Here is a 19,553-nt window from a genome sequence, read left to right as displayed (position 1 = left end):
AGGATCGGGACAGACACCCCTACCGTGGGCCGTTGCCTTCACGGGTTTAGGCGACCCGAGTCCTGGACACAAGGAGTACCCATGCAGGTCACCATCGGAATCAAGCACTCGACTCGCGAGCTCCAGCTGGAGACCTCCGCCTCCCAAGAGGAGGTCCTCGCGGCCGTGGCTGACGCCGCTACCTCCGCGGTCACCCTGACTGATGACAAGGGCCGCAAGGTGTTCATCCCGGCGGGTTCGCTCGCCTACATCGAGATCGGCGAGGCCTCTCCCCGCCGCGTCGGCTTCGGCATCTGACTCGGACCCCGCGAGTAGCGCCATATCAACGGCGCCTGATTCAGGCCTCAAGGTCGGCGCCCGTCTACGGAGACGGGCGCCGACCTTTGCGTACCGGTAGTCGCTCGGTGGTCTGGTGCGCCGCATGCGTTACGGGCGGGCACTGCCAGCGACGCCATCTATTTCGTCACAGCCGACCCGCTGACGCCGCCGCCCTGCCCGGAATGTGATGGGTTTTCCACAGGCGCGATGGAGCCAGTAGCGCCGCGGCTGTTGGTCACGCTACGGTTGCGTGCGTTAACGCCAAGCCGAAGCCCCAGCAAGTCCCGCCCGGGTCCTCAGCGAGGAGGCCACCCCCAACATGCCCACACACCCAAGCAAGCCACACGCCAGCACCCGCCACCACCAGGCCCGCGCCGCTGCCGCACACCCCCATGCGCCGAAACCTGCGCGCCGAGCGGATCACCTGCGCCGAGCCGGCGCACTGGCCATCTGCCTCGCCCTACTAGGCGCCGGCTGCTCACACGCCGCCAACCGCACCACCTACACCCCCACCTGGACCCCACCCGCCACAGCCAGCGCTAGCGCTACACCCACGCTCTCACCCCAGCAGGCCGCCGCCAGGGCCACCGCCCTGGCCATGGACAAGCCCCAGGCCTACACCCCCGAGTTCACCCCCGACGGCGCAGCCCAGGCAGCCACATACTTCCTCAACCTCTACCCGTACGTCTACGCCACCGGCGACCTGGACGCCTGGAAGAAGATGAGCGACGACAACTGCGAATTCTGCAACAACGTCATTACCAACGCCACCGAACTGCACGACGCAGGCGGGTGGGCAGACCCGTGGGAGCAGGAGATCACCCCCCTGGAGTGGTGGACCGACCAGGACGACCCCAACCGCTACGTCGTACGCGCAAAAACAAGCTTCGACGTCCACTCAACACATTCCGGAGACGGAGTAGAGGTCACGCATACCGAAGGGGCAGACGAAATCCTTCTAATTCAGATGCTCTGGAAGAACTCGACGTGGAGCGTAGAAATCGTCGACATCGAAGACGCAGGAGATTCCAAATGAGAGTTCATTTAACTATATTCCGCCGGACCACGGCGATCGTGGCGACATTTTATTTGATGGCATTCGTAAGTTCAACCGCCGCCGCCTCTCCGCCTTCGACAGATTACCATACCGAATCACACGGTAATTCTGTGACTGTTACGGGTAGGACGTCCTACGAGGTGGTCTACTCCACCCCGGGCGCGCCGGTCGGCGGGGGCTACTACGCCAACCCCGCCCCCGCGCAGGACAACGGCAGAACCTACGAGTACGGGCCACCCACCCACCAGTGCCCCTACGGCACCATGTCCTCCCCCGCCGGCGTACGCCCCTTCATGTTCAAGTGCCTAGACGCCCCCCAGGCAGCACCCGCCCAGGGCACCACCACGGTCACCACCGTCACCGCCACCGACGCAGCCACCCTCCTAGCCGACGGCTCCGGCATCACCCGCCAGCCCCCAGGCCCAGAAGTACTACTAACCAAGGACTTCATCACCTACACCAGCCCCGACACCCAGGTACTAACCACCACCATCGCCGGCACCCCCGTCACCATCCACGCCACCCCCACCACCTACACCTGGAACTGGGGCGACGGCACCACCACCACAACCACCGACCCCGGAGCCCCCTGGCCGGGCCAGACCAACACCCACCGCTACACCCACACCGCCCAAGACGTAACCACCACCCTCACCACCACCTGGAAAGCCACCTACACCCCCGCAGGCGGCACCACCACCCCCATCACCGGAACCATCACCACCACCAACACCACCACCCCATACAACATCGTCCGCACCATCACCTACCTCACCGACCAAGCCGAAACCACCCAAGGACACTAAAAGCAGCACCACTTGGCGCCGGCGTTCCGCTTACAACCGGTCGTGCTTCTCGCAGAAGACGTGGTCCCCCATAATCTTGAAGCCGTCGCGTTCGGCCGCACGCAATGCGTCCTGCTCGGTGTAGCTCAACGCGAGCACGCGCTCAATTGCCGTGCCATCCGGGTCGTGTACGGTGTCGACCACCCGGTGCGCAACCATGCGGTCGCACCCCTCATGGTCACAGCGGACGGCAATTGCCTCACGACGAACGAACATATGGTCCCCTTTCAGCATCAGGACTGCTGATTGTTGAATCTGTCTGAGCTGCGCGAATCCGCTTCGCCAGCGGGCTCCCCGCGGAGCATTGGCGCCCCCGGCATGAGCCCCGCACGTATCATGCCTCACACTTCTGCGCCCTGCGGGTCCCACACACGCACACGCACCGCGCCCTGCCCGCGGCACCCCTGCACGTTACAGCTACCATTTACCGCGATGTCGCCCGTGATCGCCTACGCCCTACTATTCCTCGCCGGCGTGGCCGCCGGCATCGTCGGCTACTTGGTGGGGATGGCCTCGCTCGTGTCCTACCCGGCGATGCTGGCTCTGGGGGTGCCGCCGGTGGTGGCCAACGCCTCCAATACGGTCAGTCTCATCCCCGCAGGGATCGGTTCGCTCATCACTTCCTGGGATCGGCTGAGACAGATCCGCTACTACCCGCTGCTCCCGCAGGCGCTCATCGCCGTCGTCGGCGGTCTCGCGGGCGGGGCGCTGCTGCTCGTGGCCCCGCCTGGCGTATTCGAGGCCGTCGTGCCCTGGCTGGTGCTGCTCGCCACCGCCTTGGTAGCCCTCAGCCCCCGACTGCGGCAGGGCGCAACCGAATATCGTCTGCCGGCGCCCGCCTTCCTCGCCCTACTGGCGGCAATCACTGTGTACAGTGGCTACTTCGGCGCCGGTGCGGGGGTTCTGTTCTTCGCCTTGTGCACCCTGGGCACGCCCATGAACACACACGCCGCCGTCGTCATGAAGACCCCCATGCTGACGCTGTCGAACTTCTCGGCGGCGGTGCTGTTCATCGTGCACGGCGAAGTCAACTGGGGCGCGGCACTCGCCGTCGGCGCCGGCTCCTTCGCCGGAGGCTACGCGGCGCCCCTGATTCAGCGTCTCATTCCAGAGCGGGTGATTCACGCCGCCGTCGTGGTGGGCGGGCTGGTGCTGACCGTCTGGCTGCTGCTCGGGTTCTGACCCCAGCCCGACGGCGCCGCACCCCGGCGTCCACGCCGGATCCCGACGTCGCCGCTCGCCTGTACTGGCGCTTCGCGTTTGGGGGTTTGGTGTGGCGATCGCGCTCGAGGGCCGTTCTCGGGCAGATGAGGTCGTTTTCGGGCGTGTGAGGTCGTAGTCGACCACCCGCCGCCGACCGAATACGACCTCATTCGCCCCACACCCTCCACATCGTGGAGGGTTTCGGGCCCACGAGGACGTATTCGCCGCACTGGGGACGTTCTCGGGCGTGTGAGGTCGTTTTCGCCGCGCGGAGGTCGTTCTCGGTCTGGCGCGGACGACCTCCTACACCCGAACACAACCGCCTGATGGGCCGGTTCTCGTCAAACAGGGCCCCGAGCACAACCAACACCAACAGCCCCAGCTCAAACCCCCACACCCACAGACACGAAGAGCCCCTATACCCGCAGTCCCAGTCCACGCATGCGGCTGGTCGCACCCTGGGAGAGGGCCTCATGCAGCACCTCCGCATCAGCCCCAGACACCGCCAGGTCCGGAGCTGAGGCCAGCAGTCGTTTCATGGTGCCAATCTCTTCCCCGACCACGCGCCTTCCCCACAATCCCAGACGAGCCGCCAACTGGGTGTCCGCGCCGATCACCGGCACCAGTTGAGCAGGGGCGAAGTCGGCAAGCCGGTCGGCGCCGATCTCTTCCATCAGCACATCGCGCAACGGCGCATCCAGCGTCCGCACGAGCGCAACCACGAAGTCCCGCATCAGGCCAAAGGTCAGGTAGGTCTTGGTCAGTCGCTCGTACCAGTCCAAGGGGCGCAGGCGTTCGTCAAAGTCTCCCAGCACGCCGGTGAAGGGCGCCGCCGCCGCCAGCAGATCAATGCCCGCGCCGGACACCGCCTCCCACATGCGATCGAAGGAAGCTACTGCCTCCGCACTCATGCGCAGCAATTCAACGCGCGAGGCCATGTCAGGAGCCTTGTCAGCATCTTTGGCGTAGCGGGTGCAGGCGATCGTCCGTGTGAAGGCGGCCAGGCCTACCACGGCCCGAGTGTGCCTTGCTGGCGATGCGGCCTCGTCCAGGCCGGCGGGGGCAGCTGAGCTCATAGTGCCAGGGTAGGCCCTGGTGCTGCACCGCCCGGCCGTTTCGCGAGACTTCGTACTCGCGGATGCGATACCCGGGCAATGCTCCTGGGTGAGCCGGAAGACAGCGTCACCGCCCACGCAACCTGGGCCAATCATCTACGCTTGGGGCAGGTTGCCCGGTCGCCATGCGTGTAGTCATGCCTCCCAGCCCCGCCTGCCCTTGACGGCAACGTGCAGGGCCTCATTCGCGATCGGCTACCACATATGACCGTAGGCGCGAGTTCGCCTTAAACGGGCATGCCGCCCGCGCCGCCTGAGCCGGGGCACCGCGCCCTGATACATCGAAAGCACAAAGCACACCGTGACCGAGCACACCGAGACAACTGAATCTACGCCTGAATCTACGTCCGTTCCCGCCGCACAGCCCTCCGCACCCGAGTCCCGGACCGCCACGACTGCCGAACCCGCCTCCGGGATCATCTCCACCGCGCAGGCCCACGCCCCGGTCCTGGATGACGCCAAGCCGGACATCACCGACGCCACCGCCGAGGCTGACCTGACCGCCCGCACTTTTGCCGACTTCGGCGTCGAGGAGGAGATCTGCCAGGCGCTGGCTGACAGGGGAATCACACACCCCTTCCCAATTCAGGCGCTGACTCTGCCGATTGCGCTGCGCAGCCAGGACATCATCGGTCAGGCCAAGACCGGCACCGGCAAGACCCTGGGATTCGGCATCCCCCTGCTCATGGACACCCTTGGGCCCGGCGAGGAGGGCTGGGATGAGGATCCCGCCTCCGGCTCCCCGCAGGCGCTGGTGGTCCTGCCCACACGCGAGCTCGCCAAGCAGGTCGCCGAGGAGCTGGCCGGCGCCGCCGCCAAGCGCACCGTTCGTATCGTCCAGGTGTACGGCGGGCGCGCATACGAGCCGCAGATCGAGGCGATCGAGCGCGGCGCAGAGATCGTCGTCGGCACGCCCGGCCGCATCATCGACCTGATGGATCGTCGGGTCCTGGACCTGACCCACGTGACCACCGTGGTGCTGGATGAGGCGGACGAGATGCTGGACCTGGGCTTCCTCCCGGACGTGGAGAAGATCCTGTCCCGCACCCGCTCGGACCGCCACACCATGCTTTTCAGCGCCACTATGCCGGGCGCCGTGGTGGCCCTGGCCCGCCGCTACATGACCAAGCCGACTCACATTCGCGCCCAGGACCCGGGCGACGACTCCATGACGGTCAAGACCGTCCAGCAGGTCGTCTACCGCACCCATGCACTGAACAAGGTCGAGGTGCTCTCCCGCATCCTCCAGGCCACCGGCCGCGGCCGCACCATCATCTTCGCCCGGACCAAGCGCACGGCCGCACGGGTGGCCGAGGACCTGGCGGCACGCGGCTTCGCCACCGCCGCCCTGCACGGCGACCTGGGCCAGGGCGCCCGCGAGCAGGCCCTGCGTGCCTTCCGCAAGGGGAAGGTGGACGTGCTGGTGGCCACCGACGTGGCCGCCCGCGGCATCGACGTCGACGACGTCACCCACGTCATCAACTACCAGTGCCCGGAAGACGAGAAGATCTACGTCCACCGGATCGGCCGCACCGGCCGGGCCGGCGGCTCCGGCACCGCGATCACCTTCGTGGACTGGGACGACGTCTCCCGCTGGCGGATGATCTCCAGTGCCCTGGGCCTGCCGATCGACGAGCCGGTGGAGACGTACCACACCTCCGACCATCTTTATACGGACCTGAACATCCCCCGCGACGTCACCGGCAAGCTCCCCCGCAGCAAGCGGGTACTGGAGGGGCTGGAGGCCGAGCAGATTGAGGACCTCGGCGAGACCGGCCGGCGTGGCCGTTCCCGCGGCGAGCGCAACACGGGCCGGGGCCGGGCGCGAGGCCGCCGCACCGGCTCGGGACGGGCATCCGGCGCCCGGGCAGGCGGCTCGGGGAGATCCGCAGACACCAAGGCAGACAAGCCGCGCCGCAAGCGCAATCGTCGGCGCACCCATGGCGGTCGAGCCGACTCCTGAGCATCTCCCCCTCGGGGGACCGGCACAAATGACGCACCGGGTCCGGTAACTGTGACGCTGCTTGCGCGGACCCGTCGCTCCCTGCGCTCCCGCGCGGACACGCGGTTACCGGCGCCGGACGCACTCAGGCGCCGGTAACCGCACCGATATAGGCGATAACGCCGTCCGCCATCATCTGCACCGCAATGGCAGCCAGCAGCAACCCGAAAATGCGGGTGAGCACCTGAATCGCCGACTCTCCCAGCAGCCGGTGCAGAACCACGGAGAACCGCAGCGCCGCCCAGATGACCAGGTGCGTCACCACGATCGCTGCAGTCACACTCACCCAGCCGAGCACTGGTCCGGACGCCGACTCCACCGACACCATCGTGGCGACGATCGCACCCGGCCCAGCCAGCAGAGGCGTACCCAGGGGCACGAGGGCGGCGTTGGTGGCCACCGAATCCGGGTCGGGGTGCTCATCAGCCTTGTCAGTAAGCAACTCGAGCGCCACCAGTAGCAGCAGCAGGCCCCCGGAAATCTGCAACGCGGGCACAGTGATACCTAGGAAACGCAGAATATAACGGCCGAATATCGCGAAGGCGAGGATGACCGCGAAGGACACCAGGGTGGCCTGGCGGGCCGAACGAGTGCGCTCGGCGTCGGTCTGCCGACTGGTCAGCGACAGGAAGATGGGGATGGCGCCGAGCGGGTCCTGGATCACCAGGATCGTGGTGAAGGCAGTGGCGAAGAGCGTGAGGTCGAAGACGTTGGCGAGCATGGGCGGAGCGGGCTGGGCGGATAACGATCGAAGCGGCCGGGGCGGTGCGATTAGTTGGCTGGGTGCAGGGGGCTGGCCCGCGCTCAGGGCGCGATCAGCGCAAGCGCGCCCTCGCTGACAATCTGCTCCAGCAGCGCCGGAGACATGAGGTTCTCCCCCAGCCGGTTCGGCTTGCCGGCACCGTGATAGTCCGAGGCGCCTGACATTCCCAGCCCAAGTGCCTGTGCCAGTGCGCGGGCCTGGTCGCGCTGGGCCGGGCCGTGATCGCGGTGATCCACCTCGATGGCAGCCAGGCCGGCCTGAGCCATGCGCGCGAAAGTCTCGTCCGGCACCAGACCCCGCTGCCGGTTAGCGGCCCGCGGATGGGCGGCCACCGGTACTCCCCCGGCGGCACGTACCAGTCGGCAGGCATCAACCGGGTCCAGGCCCCAGTAGGGGACGTAGTAGGGGCTGGACGTGGCCAGCGGTCCGGCAAAGGCTGCCGCACGGTCGGGGAATGCCCCAGCGGCCACGAGCGCGTCGGCGATATGCGGACGGCCAATGGTAGTGGCGTCGGCTGCCTGGGCGAGCACGCCCTCCCAGGTGATGGGGTAGTCGGCCGCCAGGCGCTGGACCATGAGGCGCGTGCGGTTAGAACGCGAGTGGCGCGCGTGAGCCAGCGCGTCGGCAAGCGGTGCGTAGTCCGGGTCGAACAAGTAGGCCAGCAGGTGCAGCGCGATGCCGTTGGCCGAGCAGGAGATCTCGGCACCACGCAACAGCGTCACCCCCGTCTCCGGCACCGCGGCGGCCGCCTCCTCCCAGCCGGCGGTCGTGTCATGGTCTGTCAGGCCGACGACGTCCAGCCCGGCGCGGGCGGCTTGCGCCATGAGTGCGGCGGGAGACTCCGTGCCGTCGGAGTAGGCGGAATGAGTATGGGGGTCAATACGCACCAGCCAAGTGTACGGAGACCTGCTCGCCCCCTCCGCGCCGTCACCCGATGCCCCGGGGCCGTCCCAGCCGACCAGCCAGCCCCCGCCCGCGCCCTTTCACAGTCCCGCGCCGGGCCCGCCAAGCACGCACCCAAGACCCGCACTGTGACCCCAGTTACTTGCTAGCCTGACCGCATGACCGCCCGCACATCGTCTCCGCCACCCACGCCGATCCGCTTCGGCATCATCGGCGCCGGCTTCATCGCCCGCTGGTTCATGGAGGCCGTCAGTGCCGTGCCCGATGCCCAAGCGATCGCTGTGACCTCAGCGCACCCGGAGCGGGCGGCAGCCTTCGCCGCCGAGCACGGCATTCCCCATGCCTTCAGGTCCCTGGAGGACATGCTCGCCGCTACGGACGCCGACGGCGGACCGCTGGTCGACGTCGTCTACGTCGGCTCGCCCAACCTCCTGCATCCCGAGCACACGCTCGCGGCCCTCCAGTCCGGCCGGCACGTGCTGGTGGAGAAACCCTTTGCGCCCACGCCCCAGCAGGCGCAGGCAATGGTGCAGGCCGCTCGCCAGGCCGATCGGCTACTCATGGAGGGGTGGCTGCCCGCCTTCGAACCCGGCATGGCAACAGTGCGGGAGGCACTGCCCCGGCTGGGCCCGGTAAGGCGGGCCCTACTGGTCAAGGAGCAGTACTCCTCCCGCATGGACGCCTACCGTTCCGGCTCCCTGCCGCCTGCCTTCGACCCGGCTATGGCCGGCGGCTCGCTCATGGACCTGGGCGTCTACCCGATCAGCTTGGCGATCCACCTGTTTGGGGCGCCCACGCGGGTGACTGCTACCGGGGTGCTGCTGGACTCGGGTGCGGATGCTCTGGGCACGGTTGTGCTCAGCTACTCCGGAGCCGAGTCCGCTGCCGATACTCCCCGCCAAGATCAGCCCCGCGACTTTGAGGTGGTGTGCCTGCACTCCAAGACCTCCCCGGCGGGCACCGGATCCGCGATCTCCGGTGACCACGCGGTACTGGCCCTGGATGACTGCCAATGGCCGCAGCAAATCAGCCTCCGCGGACTCGCAGCCGGAATCGGCAGCACGGCCGGCGCAGACCGGCTCAAGGCGAATGCCGACGCCGCCCAGGACCTGTCGGTTCGACGCAGCGGGCCGGTTCTCGCCTACGAGCTGGAGGCCTTCTGCCGCCTGGTGCGCTCCGGGGCGCGAGAATCGGAACTGCACCCACTGGCCAACTCTGTTGCCGCCGTCGAGGTGCTCTACGAGGCCCGCCGGCAGGTGGGGGTGCGTTTCCCGGGCGACCCCGACTGACGCCGCCCGGCGGTAACAGCCTCCCCGTTACTGCCCCGCGCGGCCAAGCGGACGCGGTGCCGACGGGTGCGCCCCAGCGGCACCGCGCGTGCCACTATGGGCCCATGACCGATTCCGCATCCGACTCCCCCGCCGCTTCCGCAGCGGACGCCGAGGCACCCCAGACGCTCGCGGAGCGCGGCAACAACCGCTCCCACCGGCCCACCAACCAGGCCTTCCGTGACTTCATCGGCTCCGGCTGGGCGCCGCGGCCCGAGGCGCTACCTGCTCGCTCCGACGCCGCCCCCTGGGCCGCCGCCCGCCGGGAGGCCCTGGGCGCGCAGTTCCCCGGCGACCGGCTGGTCCTCCCCGCAGGCGCGCTGGTTACCCGCAACAACGACTGCGACTACCGCTTCCGCCCGCACTCGGCCTTCGCCCACCTGGCCGGCACCGGCACCGACTTCGAGCCCGACGCCGTGCTCGTCCTGGAGCCGCTGGCACCCGGTTGCGGGGGCGCCCCCACCCACGAGGCGGTGCTGTACTTCCGCCCCGCGCCTCCCGCTCCTCCGAGGAGTTCTACGCCGACCCCCGCTACGGGGAGCTGTGGGTGGGTCAGCGTCCCTCCCTTGAGGAGGTCGAGGCAGCCACCGGGATCCGCTGCGCCCACCTAGACTCCCTGCCCGACGCGCTCGCCAAGGACGCCGGCCCCGACGGCGTGCAGCTGCGCGTGGTGGCGCAGGCCGACCAGGCGGTCACCGCACTGGTGGACCAGGTGCGCACCGCGGCCGGGCTCGCCGCCGGCCAGCGGGCACAGCAGGTCGACGACGCCCTCGCGGAGGCCACCAGCGAGCTGCGCCTGACCAAGGATCCGTGGGAGGTCGAGCAGCTGCAGCGGGCCGTGGACGCCACTCGCGCCGGCTTCGACGACCTGATCCGCTCCATTCCGCGTGCCACCGGGCACTGGCGCGGCGAGCGCGTCCTGGAGGGGGCCTTCGGCGCCAAGGCCCGCGAGGAGGGCAACGGGCTCGGCTACGAGACCATCGCCGCCGCCGGCAACCACGCCAACACGCTGCACTGGATCAACAACGACGGCGCCGTGCGCCCCGGCGAACTGGTGCTGGTGGACGCCGGCGTGGAGGTCGACTCCCTCTACACCGCCGACGTCACCCGCACCATCCCGGTGGACGGCCGCTTCACAGAACCGCAGCGCCGCGTCTACCAGGCGGTCCTGGACGCCGCCGACGCCGCCTTCGCCCGCGCGGGCACCCCCGGCTGCCGCTTCCGGGACGTGCACGCCGCTGCCATGGAGGTGATCGCCGCCCGCCTGGAGGAGTGGGGCATGCTGCCCGACGGCGTCACCGCCGCCGACTCCCTGGGGCCGGACGGACAGTTCCACCGCCGCTGGATGGTGCACGGCACCAGCCACCACCTGGGGCTGGACGTGCACGACTGTGCCCAGGCGCGCCGGGAGATGAGCATGGACGCGGTGCTGCGCCCGGGCATGGTCTTCACTATTGAGCCGGGCCTGTACTTCCGTGCCGACGACCTGCTGGTTCCGGAGGAGCTGCGCGGCATCGGCGTGCGCATCGAGGATGACGTCGTCGTCGACCCCGACGGGGGCGTGAGGCGCCTGACCCAGGCGATTCCCCGTACCATCGATGAGGTGGAGGCCTGGGTCCGCGGGCTGACTGCCTGACCTCCTTCAGCCCTAGCGCCGCCCGGTACTGCCCGCCCTGGGCGTCCACGCGCAGCGCTCAGGCACGGTTGTCACGGTAGCGGCGCCGCGTGGGAGCGGGCACGTGCACTGCGGTGGTGTCGCCTTCCCCATCCAGGTGCTCGCGGGCGAAGGCGAGTGCGCTGGCCAGCCCCTCGCGGCGCTGCGCGGCACTCATGGTACGGGTGTTGACCTCTACCACCACCTGCCCGCCGGCGGAGCCGAAACCGGTGTCAACCAGGTGGCGCAGAACCCCCGCGCAGTCCTGGTCGCCCTGCCCCGGCAGGAGGTGATCGTCCCGGAATCCGGGCACGCCATCGGTCAGGTGCACGTGCCGCAGCGTCGGCCCCAGCGCGCGGGCCATGGCCAGGGCGTCTGAGCCGGAGGTCGCCGCATGGGAGATGTCCAGCGTCACCGAGCGGTAGCCCTGGCCGACCGGATCCCAAGTCGGGAAGTAGGCCTGGAAGTCTCGGGTCGAGTGGGCATCGCGTGGCCTCCAGGTGAACATGTTCTCCACGCACAGGTGTACGCCGCCCGCCGCCTCACGCTCCGCCACGCCGGCTACGAAGGTGCGGGCGTAGCGGGTCTGCCAGAAGAACGGCGGGTGCAGGACCACCGTGGGGGCGCCGAGCGACTCAGCCAATTCGATCGAGCGGTCGATCTTCCCCCAGGGGTCGGCGCCGAACACCGCCCGAGTCAGTAGCAGCGTGGGCGCGTGCACCGCCAGCACCGGCACAGCGTACTGTTCGGCAAGGGCCGTCAGTGCATTCGCGTCCTGGGTCGCCTTCTCGCCCCAGACCATCACCTCGACGCCGTCGTAACCCAGCTGCGCCGCCAGGGCAAAGGTGTCCCGCACGTCGCCCGGGTAGACCGAGGATGTGGACAGGCCCACCCGAATCGGAGGCTGCGGGCGCGCACTCGGTCCCAAGGCGGCGGATGCGCTATCGGTTCCCGGGCAGACGGCGATAGGGGTCATCATCGTCTTCATTGTGACGCGTGGCGGGACCGCCTGTCTGCGATTCGGGTCCCTGAGCCGTCGTCGGCGTCCGGCGCGCATCAGGCCCGTGGGACGCGGGACTCGACTCCGGACTCGACTCCGGGGGCGCGGCGGGGCGCGACTGATCCTGCGAGTATGCCTGCGGATCCGCGCCCTCGGGCAGGCGTACACCGAAGCGGGGCTGCTCATCTGGGCGGGAGCCGAAGGTAGTCGGCCCCTGGCCGCGGGCCTGCTGCCGGGCGGCGCGCCGCTCCTCGGCCCGCCGGGCCGCCTCACCGCCACGGGTGAGGTTGCCGGGGATATCCGCCAGAGCCCTAGCGGCCTCTGCCGCCAGCTGCGAGGCAATGATCGAGTAGCGGGAGGCCACCACCTGGCTGATGGAGGTGAAGTCTCGCTTACCGCGGGTCACCGCGTAGGAGACGACCTGGAAGATCATCCCCCAGATCACGCCCATGATGACCGCCGCGATCAGCACCGTGCCAGTGCCCTCGCTGGGGCCGAGCAGCAGCATCATGGCGCCGAAGAACATACCGATCCACAGCCCCGACATCGCACCGTTGGCCACCGCGCGCCCCCAGCTCATGCGCCCCGTGATGCGTTCAACCTGACGCAGGTCCGTGCCGATGATCGCCAAGTGCTGCACCGGGAAGCCGGCGTCGGACAGTGAGTCGACCGCATGCTGTGCCTCCGCGTAGGTCGCGAAGGAGGCGACCTCGTCGCCGCGCGGGATACTTCCCCGCGCCATGCCGAAGGATGCGGCCTGCGTGGGGAACTCAGTCTGGCTCATGGGCTCATCGTCCCACGCCCGTCTGCTTCACGGGCGACTTCATCGTCAGGCGAAACCATGCGACGGCGCTGCCCGCGCCGCGCCGATAGGCTGGCTGCCGTGGAGAACAACAAGACGCGCACCACCCTCAGAGTCTTCGTCGCCCGGCTCGTGGGCACAACCGTCTTTGATCCCATCGGCGACGCCGTCGGCAAGGTCCACGACGTAGTAGTGCTCATCCGGCTGCGCGGGCAGCCGCGCGCCGTCGGCCTAGTGATCGAGGTGGCGGGGCGGCGCCGCGTATTCCTGCCACTGTCACGGGTGACCGCGATTGAGCCTGGCGCCGTGATCACCACCGGCCTGGTGAATATCCGCCGCTTCGAGCAGCGGCGGGTGGAGACCCTCGTCGTCGGCGAGCTGCTGGACCGGGTCGTCACGATGCGGGACGGCTCGGGCCAGGTCACCATCCGTGACGTCGCCATCGAGCGGGACCGGGGCATGGACTGGAAGGTGACTCGCCTATTCGTGCAGCGCGGCTCCTCCGGCCCGCTGGGGCTGCGGCGGGGCGAGACCTTCACCGTGCGCCCCGACGAGGTCACCGGCCTGGCCGGCTCCGCCGATCAGCAGGGGGCGACCGCGCTACTGGCCACCATGGAGGGGCTCAAGCCCGCGGACCTGGCCGACGTGCTGTCCGACTTACCGTTGACCCGGCAGCTGGAGGTCGCCGCTGAGCTGTCCGACGAACGCCTGGCGGACGCCACCGAGGAGTTGTCCGATGACGAGGCCGTCGCCCTCCTCTCCGGGCTCGACGCCTCCCGCGCCGCCGACGTCCTGGACGCGATGCAGCCCGACGACGCTGCCGACCTGGTCTCGGCCCTACCCGCCCCCATGGCCAACCAGCTGCTAGACCTGATGGAGCCGGAGGAGGCCGAGGATGTGCGCCGCCTGATGACCTACGACGAGTACACGGCCGGCGGCCTGATGACCACCGAGCCGATCATCCTGCCGCCTGAGGCCACCGTCGCCACCTTCCTGGCGCAGGCGCGTAAGGCGGAGGTGCCTCCGGCGCTGGCCGCCATCGCCTTCGTGTGCCGCCCTCCGCTGGAGTCTCCCACCGGTCGTTTCCTGGGCATGGTGCACCTGCAGCGCGCCCTGCGGGAGCGTCCCCAGCAGCTGCTGGGATCCATCCTGGACAGGGACCTTGATGACGTTCACGCCACAGACTCGATCGGAACCGTCACCCGCCTGCTGGCCACATACAATCTCACGGCCGTGCCCGTGCTCGACGACGCCGGGCGCCTGCTCGGCGCCGTATCCGTCGACGACGTCCTGGACCACCTGATGCCCGATGACTGGCGTGAGGCGGACGACGCCGTCACCGACGAGATGATTGAGAGGAGTGCCAATGGCTGACCAGCTCGACCAGCCGATCACCCGCCGCCGTTCACGACTGCTGCGGTGGCTCGGCCCCCGACGTCCGGCACGCTCAGATGGGTTCGGCCGCTTCGCCGAGGCCACCGCCCGCTTCATGGGCTCGCCCAAGTTCGTGGCGTATATGACGATCTTCGTGGTCGCCTGGATCGCGGCGAATGTCTTGCTCGCGAAGATCAGCGAGGACGCTCCCTGGGACCCCTACCCCTTCATCCTGCTCAACCTGGCGTTCTCCACCCAGGCCTCCTACTCCGCACCGCTGATTCTGCTGGCGCAGAACCGGCAGGACGACCGCGACCGCGTTATCGCCGAGCAGGATCGGCAGCGTGCCGAGCGCAACCTTGAGGACACCGAGTACCTCACGCGTGAGATCGCCTCCCTGCGCCTGGCGATGAACGACGTCGCCACCCGCGACTTCGTGCGCTCCGAGCTGCGCAGCGTATTGGAGGAGCTGCTGCAGGAGGAGCGCCGGACGCGCGAGGAGCTCCACGAGGACCTGGTTGACGACGGCGGCGTAGGTCCCCGGAGCGGCACGGACGCTGCGGGGAGCTGACCGGCCGGCCCGCGGCCTCACGCTCCTCATCCGCCGCCTTCGCCGTCGGCCAGTGGGGCGGCTCGCATTCACGCCGGCTACATTCCCGCCGTCGACGTGCTCCTCACCACGATAACGGCCTACGGCGTACCTCCCAACGGGCCATAGGATTGTGGCATGAGCCTCCTCACCGAAGACGCAGTCCGCGAGGCGCTCGCGCGGGTGATCGACCCCGAGCTGCGCCGCCCGATCACCGACCTGGGCATGGTCGATTCCGTTGAGATCTCTGCCGACGGCGTGGTTACCGTAGGCGTACTGCTGACGGTGGCCGGCTGCCCGCTACGCGACACCATCACCGCTGACACCAGCAAGGAGGTCGGCGCCCTGGAGGGTGTCACCGATGTACGCGTCAACCTGGGGGTCATGACCGACGAGCAGCGCGCCGAGCTGCGCACTCGCCTGCGCGGTGGGGCCGCCGAACCGGTCATTCCTTTCACCCAGCCCGGCAACCTCACCCGTGTCTACGCGGTCACCTCCGGCAAGGGCGGGGTGGGTAAGTCCTCCGTAACCGCGAACCTGGCCGCGGCTATGGCGGCCCAGGGCTTGAGCGTCGGGGTCGTCGACGCCGATATCTACGGCTTCTCCATCCCCCGCATGCTGGGGGTGAATCAAGTGCCCACCCAGTTGGATGGCATGATCGTGCCGCCTCTGGCGCACGAGGTGAAGGTCATTTCCATCGGCATGTTCGTGGAGGACAAGCAGCCGGTCGTCTGGCGCGGGCCCATGCTGCACCGCGCAGTGCAGCAGTTCCTCTCCGACGTGTTCTGGGGCGACCTGGACGTGCTGCTGCTAGACCTGCCGCCGGGGACCGGCGACGTGACCATCTCCGTGGCGCAGCTGCTACCGGAGGCCGAGATCCTGGTGGTCACCACGCCGCAAACCGCCGCGGCCGAGGTGGCCGAACGCACCGGCCTGATTGCGTCCCAGACTCACCAGAAGGTCGTCGGCGTCATCGAGAACATGTCCTATCTGCCGCAGCCAGACGGCTCTCACCTGGAGATCTTCGGCTCCGGCGGAGGCCAGGCCGTCTCACAGTCGCTGACATCCACACTCGGCTACGACGTGCCGCTGCTGGCGCAGCTACCGCTGGACATCCGCCTGCGCGAGGGCTCCGACGTCGGCGTGCCGGCGGCCATCGCCCGCGGCGGCGCACCCGCCGCGGACTCCCCCGCTGCCGTGAAGCTGGCGGCAGTCGCCCGGAAGCTCGGGCATCGTGCGCGTGGGCTGTCCGGGATGTCGCTCGGAATCAGCCCGGTCACCGCGCGCTGACCCAGGCGCGCGGTTGCCCGTGTGCCCCTTCGGCGCGGGCAACCGCGGATAGCGCGCAGGTCCACTCCGGACCCGTGTCGATTACCGTATCGACCGAACTCGGCACGTAACGCCTACCGAACTCGGCGATGGAGGACCGTCGGCAGGGTGAGCGGGGAGGCGGACGGGGTCAGATGAGGGCCGCGGCGGCCTCGGCGCGAGTACGGGCCGCTTCGTTTGCGGCGCGCACAATGTCGCGCGGCGAGACCGGGCGCAGAGTCTGCGCGTCCCCGTGCCGTGCCGCTTCCGCCTCCAGACTGGAGGGGACACTGGCCGCGACCGCATCCGCAGCCACTTGCGGTTCTGCAGCCGCGTCCTGATCCGCAGCCGGCTCGTCGGCGGCGGGTGGCTGCACCTCGGGGATCTCGGCCGTGACCGTGTCACCGGCATCCACGGCGGGCTGAGCCGCAGCACGTGCGGCAGCGGCATCCTCCCCGCTCACGGCATCCCCGCAGGTGGACTCGCCTGTATCCGCGGCGCGCTCCGTGGTTGCATCCCCGCTGGCGTCGGACTCCGCACCTGCGGCAGCAACCGAGTCGACCTGAGGCAGCTCGGCTGTCACCGCTGCCGCCTCGGCAGCTGCCTGCTGCGGGTCCTTGACGCCGTTCTCGGACGCATCCGCGCCAGCCCCGTCCCGTGCCTGGCTCGGCGCCGGCCCAGGCTCCACTGAGGGGCCCGCCGCGGTGGGCTTCGCCGCAGCCCGAGCGGCGCGCGTCTCGTCGGCCTTGTCCTCAATCATCCGCGACAACGACTTGGAGCTCTTCTGGCCCTTGCCACTGACCGCTGCCGCGGCCTCGTCACTGGCCTCCTTGGCGGTTTCCATCACCGACTGGAAGGGGTTGGTCAGGTCCCGGCGAATGGCCTCGAGGTCCTCCCCCAGCGCGTCGCGCACGATCTTGCGGGGGTCGTAGTTGCGCGGGTCCAGGTCGGACAGGTCCAGCTCGCTCAGCTCGGGGCCGACCTCCTCGGCGATCTGGGTCTTGGCGTTGTCGAGGAACACACGCAGCCGCCGCACGCCCTGCGTCAGCTTGCGGGTGTATTCGGGCAGGCGCTGCGGACCCACCACAATGACTAGTACCAGCAGGAGGACGAAGAACTCCGCACCCGAGATGCCCGGAAACATGACGCCAGTATAAGGACCAGCATAAGGAGCGGTATGGGCAACTATGCGGGCGGGTGGACACGAAAACCGAGCTGGACCTGAAAGAATGGGCCTGACTCCGTACCGGCGATCCGGCATCATCGGAGTTCAAGTGACGGATAGGCGGCCCGGTGCCGCAGGAGGAGCATACGGTGGCTGCTGACAAGACGCTGAGCTGGTCCTACACGGAAGAGTTCCCGCTAGAGGGGAACCGGCCGCTCAGGCCCGCCTGCGCGGCATCGAGCTGGGAACCGACCCGGTCTCTGCGGCCACGGGCGCCGCCCTGCGCATGCTGGCCGCTGTCAGCGGCGCCAAGTCCGTCGCCGAGGTGGGCACGGGCACGGGCGTCTCCGGCCTGTGGCTGCTGGCAGGCATGGGCGCCGACGGCGTGCTGACCACCATCGACGTCGAGCCCGAGTTCCAGCGTGAGGCCCGCCGGGCCTTTGACGACGCCGGATACCCCAGTGCCCGCACCCGTGTCATTCAGGGGCGCGCCTCGGACGTCATGCCGCGTATGGCTGCTCACTCCTACGACATGGTGGTGCTCGACGTCGACCCTGAGGAGGCGGCTCAACTCACGCCGCAGGCAATCCGCATGCTGCGGCCGGGAGGCGTCCTGGTAGTGACACACGCCCTGTGGAATGACCACGTTGCAGACCCGGCGCGCCGGGACGCCACCACGGTTGCGGCGCGTGAACTGGGCAAGTCCCTGCGGGACGAGGCGAATCTGCTCACCTCGCTGCTGCCGGTTGACGACGGCCTACTAGTCGCCGTCCGCCGGGCCTAAGCGGCCCGGCGGACGGACCTGCCAGTCTTCTACTTCATGTTCGCGCGCCGTTGCCAGCGCGGCAACAGCACCAGGACGCGCTGCGGTACTCCCGGTAGCTGCTAAGTACTGTTGCGTACTTCAGCGATCAGTACTTCACGGAGGCCAGTGCCTCCTGCAGCTCCTTGATCTCATCGGGCGTGATCTCAACGACCAGCCGGCCGCCGCCCTCCAGCGGCATCCGCATGATGATGGAGCGGCCCTCCTTGACGACCTCGAGCGGCCCGTCGCCGGTCCTGGGCTTCATGGCAGCCATGTGCTCCCCTTTCAGTGATGGCTAGCGGACTATTACCGCTTCTCCCAGGTTGAGTCTACGGCATAATGACGCCACTTCGGGTTGAAACGTGGCTGACTCCACGCCGCGGCCCCGCCGCGAGCGGGCCGATCCGGCCCCGTGCTGCGCGGCCTATTCCGCCCTGTCCGGGGTACGGGTGAGCCCATTGGCCCGCATGGTGCGCGCGGCATCGACCACAAAGTCCACCGCCTCGGAGGCCGTATCCACTACCCGCATCAGGCTGAGGTCATCGGCATCGATCGTCGCAGCCTCCACCAGCGTCGCGCGCAGCCAGTCGACCAGGCCACCCCAGAACTCGGACCCCACGAGGGCGATCGGGAAAGACGGCACCTTCTGGGTCTGCACCAGGGTGACCGCCTCAAACAGCTCGTCCAGCGTGCCCATGCCGCCCGGCATGATCACGAATCCGTCGGAGTACTTCAGGAACATGGTCTTGCGGGCGAAGAAGTACCGGAAGTTGACCCCCAGGTCCACATAGTCGTTCATGCCCTGCTCATGCGGCAGTTCGATACCGAGCCCCACCGAGATACCGCCGGCCTCCCGAGCTCCCTTGTTCGCCGCCTCCATGATGCCGGGGCCCCCACCGGTGATGACGGCGTAGCCGGCATCGGCGAGCCCCGCCCCGATCTGCTCGGCCAGGACGTAATTCGGGTGATCGGCCGGCGTGCGAGCCGAGCCGAATAGGCTGATCGCGGGGCCCACTTCTGCCAGCGCCCCGAATCCCTCAACGAACTCGGACTGTATGCGCAGCACACGCCAGGGATCGGCGTGCAGCCAGTCGGCGTCGCCGCGTCGGTCCAGCAGGCGGGCGTCCGTAGTACGAGTGGGGATCTGAGCACCGCGGAGCATCACCGGCCCCTTGCGGTAGGTCTCGCGCGAGCCGTTTTTTACGCGCGGCTTGCCGCCGCGGCTGAGGTCCTTGGTCATGAAGCGCATGATCCCCCAACGTCCATCGCACGGCCTGGAGACACCCGGTGCGACCGGAATCCTGTGAGCCGGATGTGCTCAC

General features: G+C 68.8%; 18 protein-coding genes and 2 pseudogenes. 11 read left to right on the top strand and 9 right to left on the bottom strand.

Going from position 1 to position 19,553, the window contains the following annotated elements; genetic code table 11:
- The first annotated feature begins 81 nt into the window (after positions 1 to 81).
- From CWT12_RS03455 to CWT12_RS14305, 3 genes are all read left to right on the top strand, one after another.
- Positions 82 to 297: a DUF3107 domain-containing protein gene (locus CWT12_RS03455; protein WP_073327391.1), complete on the top strand. Its 216-nt coding sequence runs from the start codon at positions 82 to 84 to the stop codon at positions 295 to 297.
- A 340-nt stretch (positions 298 to 637) separates the two neighbouring features.
- Positions 638 to 1,354 carry a DUF6318 family protein gene (locus CWT12_RS03450; RefSeq protein ID WP_161923723.1) on the top strand — a complete coding sequence of 239 codons (717 nt, stop codon included), beginning with the start codon at positions 638 to 640 and terminating at the stop codon, positions 1,352 to 1,354.
- A 131-nt stretch (positions 1,355 to 1,485) separates the two neighbouring features.
- The gene (locus tag CWT12_RS14305; protein ID WP_161923722.1) at positions 1,486 to 2,181 is read left to right on the top strand and encodes a zinc transporter; all 696 of its coding nucleotides are present in this window, start codon (positions 1,486 to 1,488) and stop codon (positions 2,179 to 2,181) included.
- 30 nt (positions 2,182 to 2,211) lie between these two features.
- Here the strand turns inward: CWT12_RS14305 and CWT12_RS03440 are convergent, their stop codons facing one another.
- Positions 2,212 to 2,436, bottom strand: coding sequence for a hypothetical protein (locus CWT12_RS03440; protein ID WP_161923721.1), 225 nt, complete (start codon positions 2,434 to 2,436; stop codon positions 2,212 to 2,214).
- 216 nt (positions 2,437 to 2,652) lie between these two features.
- On the opposite strand from CWT12_RS03440, the gene CWT12_RS03435 reads away from it, so the two are divergent.
- Positions 2,653 to 3,402, top strand: a complete 750-nt coding sequence (locus CWT12_RS03435) for a sulfite exporter TauE/SafE family protein (RefSeq protein ID WP_161923720.1) — start codon at positions 2,653 to 2,655, stop codon at positions 3,400 to 3,402.
- A 437-nt stretch (positions 3,403 to 3,839) separates the two neighbouring features.
- Here CWT12_RS03435 and CWT12_RS03430 read toward each other — a convergent pair whose 3' ends face one another.
- Positions 3,840 to 4,499: a ferritin-like fold-containing protein gene (locus CWT12_RS03430; protein WP_161923719.1), complete on the bottom strand. Its 660-nt coding sequence runs from the start codon at positions 4,497 to 4,499 to the stop codon at positions 3,840 to 3,842.
- Positions 4,500 to 4,953: 454 nt separating this feature from the next.
- Here CWT12_RS03430 and CWT12_RS03425 point away from each other — a divergent pair, with 454 nt between their 5' ends.
- On the top strand, positions 4,954 to 6,501 hold the full coding sequence (locus CWT12_RS03425; protein ID WP_237564360.1) for a DEAD/DEAH box helicase: 1,548 nt from the start codon (positions 4,954 to 4,956) through the stop codon (positions 6,499 to 6,501).
- A 124-nt stretch (positions 6,502 to 6,625) separates the two neighbouring features.
- On the opposite strand, the gene CWT12_RS03420 is transcribed toward CWT12_RS03425, so the two are convergent.
- Both CWT12_RS03420 and CWT12_RS03415 read right to left on the bottom strand, forming a co-directional pair.
- The gene (locus CWT12_RS03420) at positions 6,626 to 7,261 is read right to left on the bottom strand and encodes a MarC family protein (RefSeq protein ID WP_161923717.1); all 636 of its coding nucleotides are present in this window, start codon (positions 7,259 to 7,261) and stop codon (positions 6,626 to 6,628) included.
- Between the two features lie 83 nt (positions 7,262 to 7,344).
- Complete coding sequence (locus CWT12_RS03415) at positions 7,345 to 8,190, bottom strand: PHP domain-containing protein (protein ID WP_161923716.1); 846 nt, start codon at positions 8,188 to 8,190, stop codon at positions 7,345 to 7,347.
- 174 nt (positions 8,191 to 8,364) lie between these two features.
- Between CWT12_RS03415 and CWT12_RS03410 the strand changes: the two genes are divergently transcribed.
- Positions 8,365 to 9,495, top strand: a complete 1,131-nt coding sequence (locus CWT12_RS03410) for a Gfo/Idh/MocA family protein (protein WP_161923715.1) — start codon at positions 8,365 to 8,367, stop codon at positions 9,493 to 9,495.
- A 104-nt stretch (positions 9,496 to 9,599) separates the two neighbouring features.
- A pseudogene (locus tag CWT12_RS03405) lies at positions 9,600 to 11,170 on the top strand (aminopeptidase P family protein).
- 58 nt (positions 11,171 to 11,228) lie between these two features.
- Here CWT12_RS03405 and CWT12_RS03400 read toward each other — a convergent pair.
- Positions 11,229 to 12,080 (bottom strand): sugar phosphate isomerase/epimerase family protein, encoded by an 852-nt coding sequence (locus CWT12_RS03400; RefSeq protein ID WP_237564359.1) that lies wholly within the window; start codon positions 12,078 to 12,080, stop codon positions 11,229 to 11,231.
- Positions 12,081 to 12,129: 49 nt separating this feature from the next.
- Positions 12,130 to 12,972: a general stress protein gene (locus tag CWT12_RS03395; RefSeq protein WP_237564293.1), complete on the bottom strand. Its 843-nt coding sequence runs from the start codon at positions 12,970 to 12,972 to the stop codon at positions 12,130 to 12,132.
- 99 nt (positions 12,973 to 13,071) lie between these two features.
- On the opposite strand from CWT12_RS03395, the gene CWT12_RS03390 reads away from it, so the two are divergent.
- The 3 genes from CWT12_RS03390 to CWT12_RS03380 all read left to right on the top strand — a co-directional run bounded on the left by CWT12_RS03390 (position 13,072) and on the right by CWT12_RS03380 (position 16,243).
- Positions 13,072 to 14,364, top strand: a complete 1,293-nt coding sequence (locus tag CWT12_RS03390) for a magnesium transporter MgtE N-terminal domain-containing protein (RefSeq protein WP_161923714.1) — start codon at positions 13,072 to 13,074, stop codon at positions 14,362 to 14,364.
- Entirely contained in the window at positions 14,357 to 14,935 is a 579-nt protein-coding gene (locus tag CWT12_RS03385) for a DUF1003 domain-containing protein (RefSeq protein WP_161923713.1), read from the top strand. The genes CWT12_RS03390 and CWT12_RS03385 overlap by 8 nt, the downstream gene beginning before the upstream one ends.
- A 156-nt stretch (positions 14,936 to 15,091) precedes the next feature.
- Positions 15,092 to 16,243 carry an Mrp/NBP35 family ATP-binding protein gene (locus CWT12_RS03380; RefSeq protein WP_161923712.1) on the top strand — a complete coding sequence of 384 codons (1,152 nt, stop codon included), beginning with the start codon at positions 15,092 to 15,094 and terminating at the stop codon, positions 16,241 to 16,243.
- Between the two features lie 169 nt (positions 16,244 to 16,412).
- On the opposite strand, the gene CWT12_RS03375 is transcribed toward CWT12_RS03380, so the two are convergent.
- Entirely contained in the window at positions 16,413 to 17,405 is a 993-nt protein-coding gene (locus tag CWT12_RS03375; RefSeq protein WP_161923711.1) for a Sec-independent protein translocase TatB, read from the bottom strand.
- Between the two features lie 170 nt (positions 17,406 to 17,575).
- Between CWT12_RS03375 and CWT12_RS03370 the strand changes: the two are divergent.
- Positions 17,576 to 18,210, top strand: a pseudogene (locus tag CWT12_RS03370) (O-methyltransferase).
- 127 nt (positions 18,211 to 18,337) lie between these two features.
- Here CWT12_RS03370 and CWT12_RS03365 read toward each other — a convergent pair.
- The gene (locus CWT12_RS03365; RefSeq protein ID WP_073327418.1) at positions 18,338 to 18,505 is read right to left on the bottom strand and encodes a DUF3117 domain-containing protein; all 168 of its coding nucleotides are present in this window, start codon (positions 18,503 to 18,505) and stop codon (positions 18,338 to 18,340) included.
- Between the two features lie 150 nt (positions 18,506 to 18,655).
- Complete coding sequence (locus tag CWT12_RS03360; protein ID WP_161923710.1) at positions 18,656 to 19,471, bottom strand: TIGR00730 family Rossman fold protein; 816 nt, start codon at positions 19,469 to 19,471, stop codon at positions 18,656 to 18,658.
- Positions 19,472 to 19,553: the final 82 nt, after the last annotated feature.

It is taken from the genome of Actinomyces sp. 432, from assembly GCF_009930875.1.
GTDB lineage: Bacteria > Actinomycetota > Actinomycetes > Actinomycetales > Actinomycetaceae > Actinomyces.
Note: the sequence above shows the minus strand (reverse complement) of the source record. Positions and strands in the feature narration are given on the sequence as shown.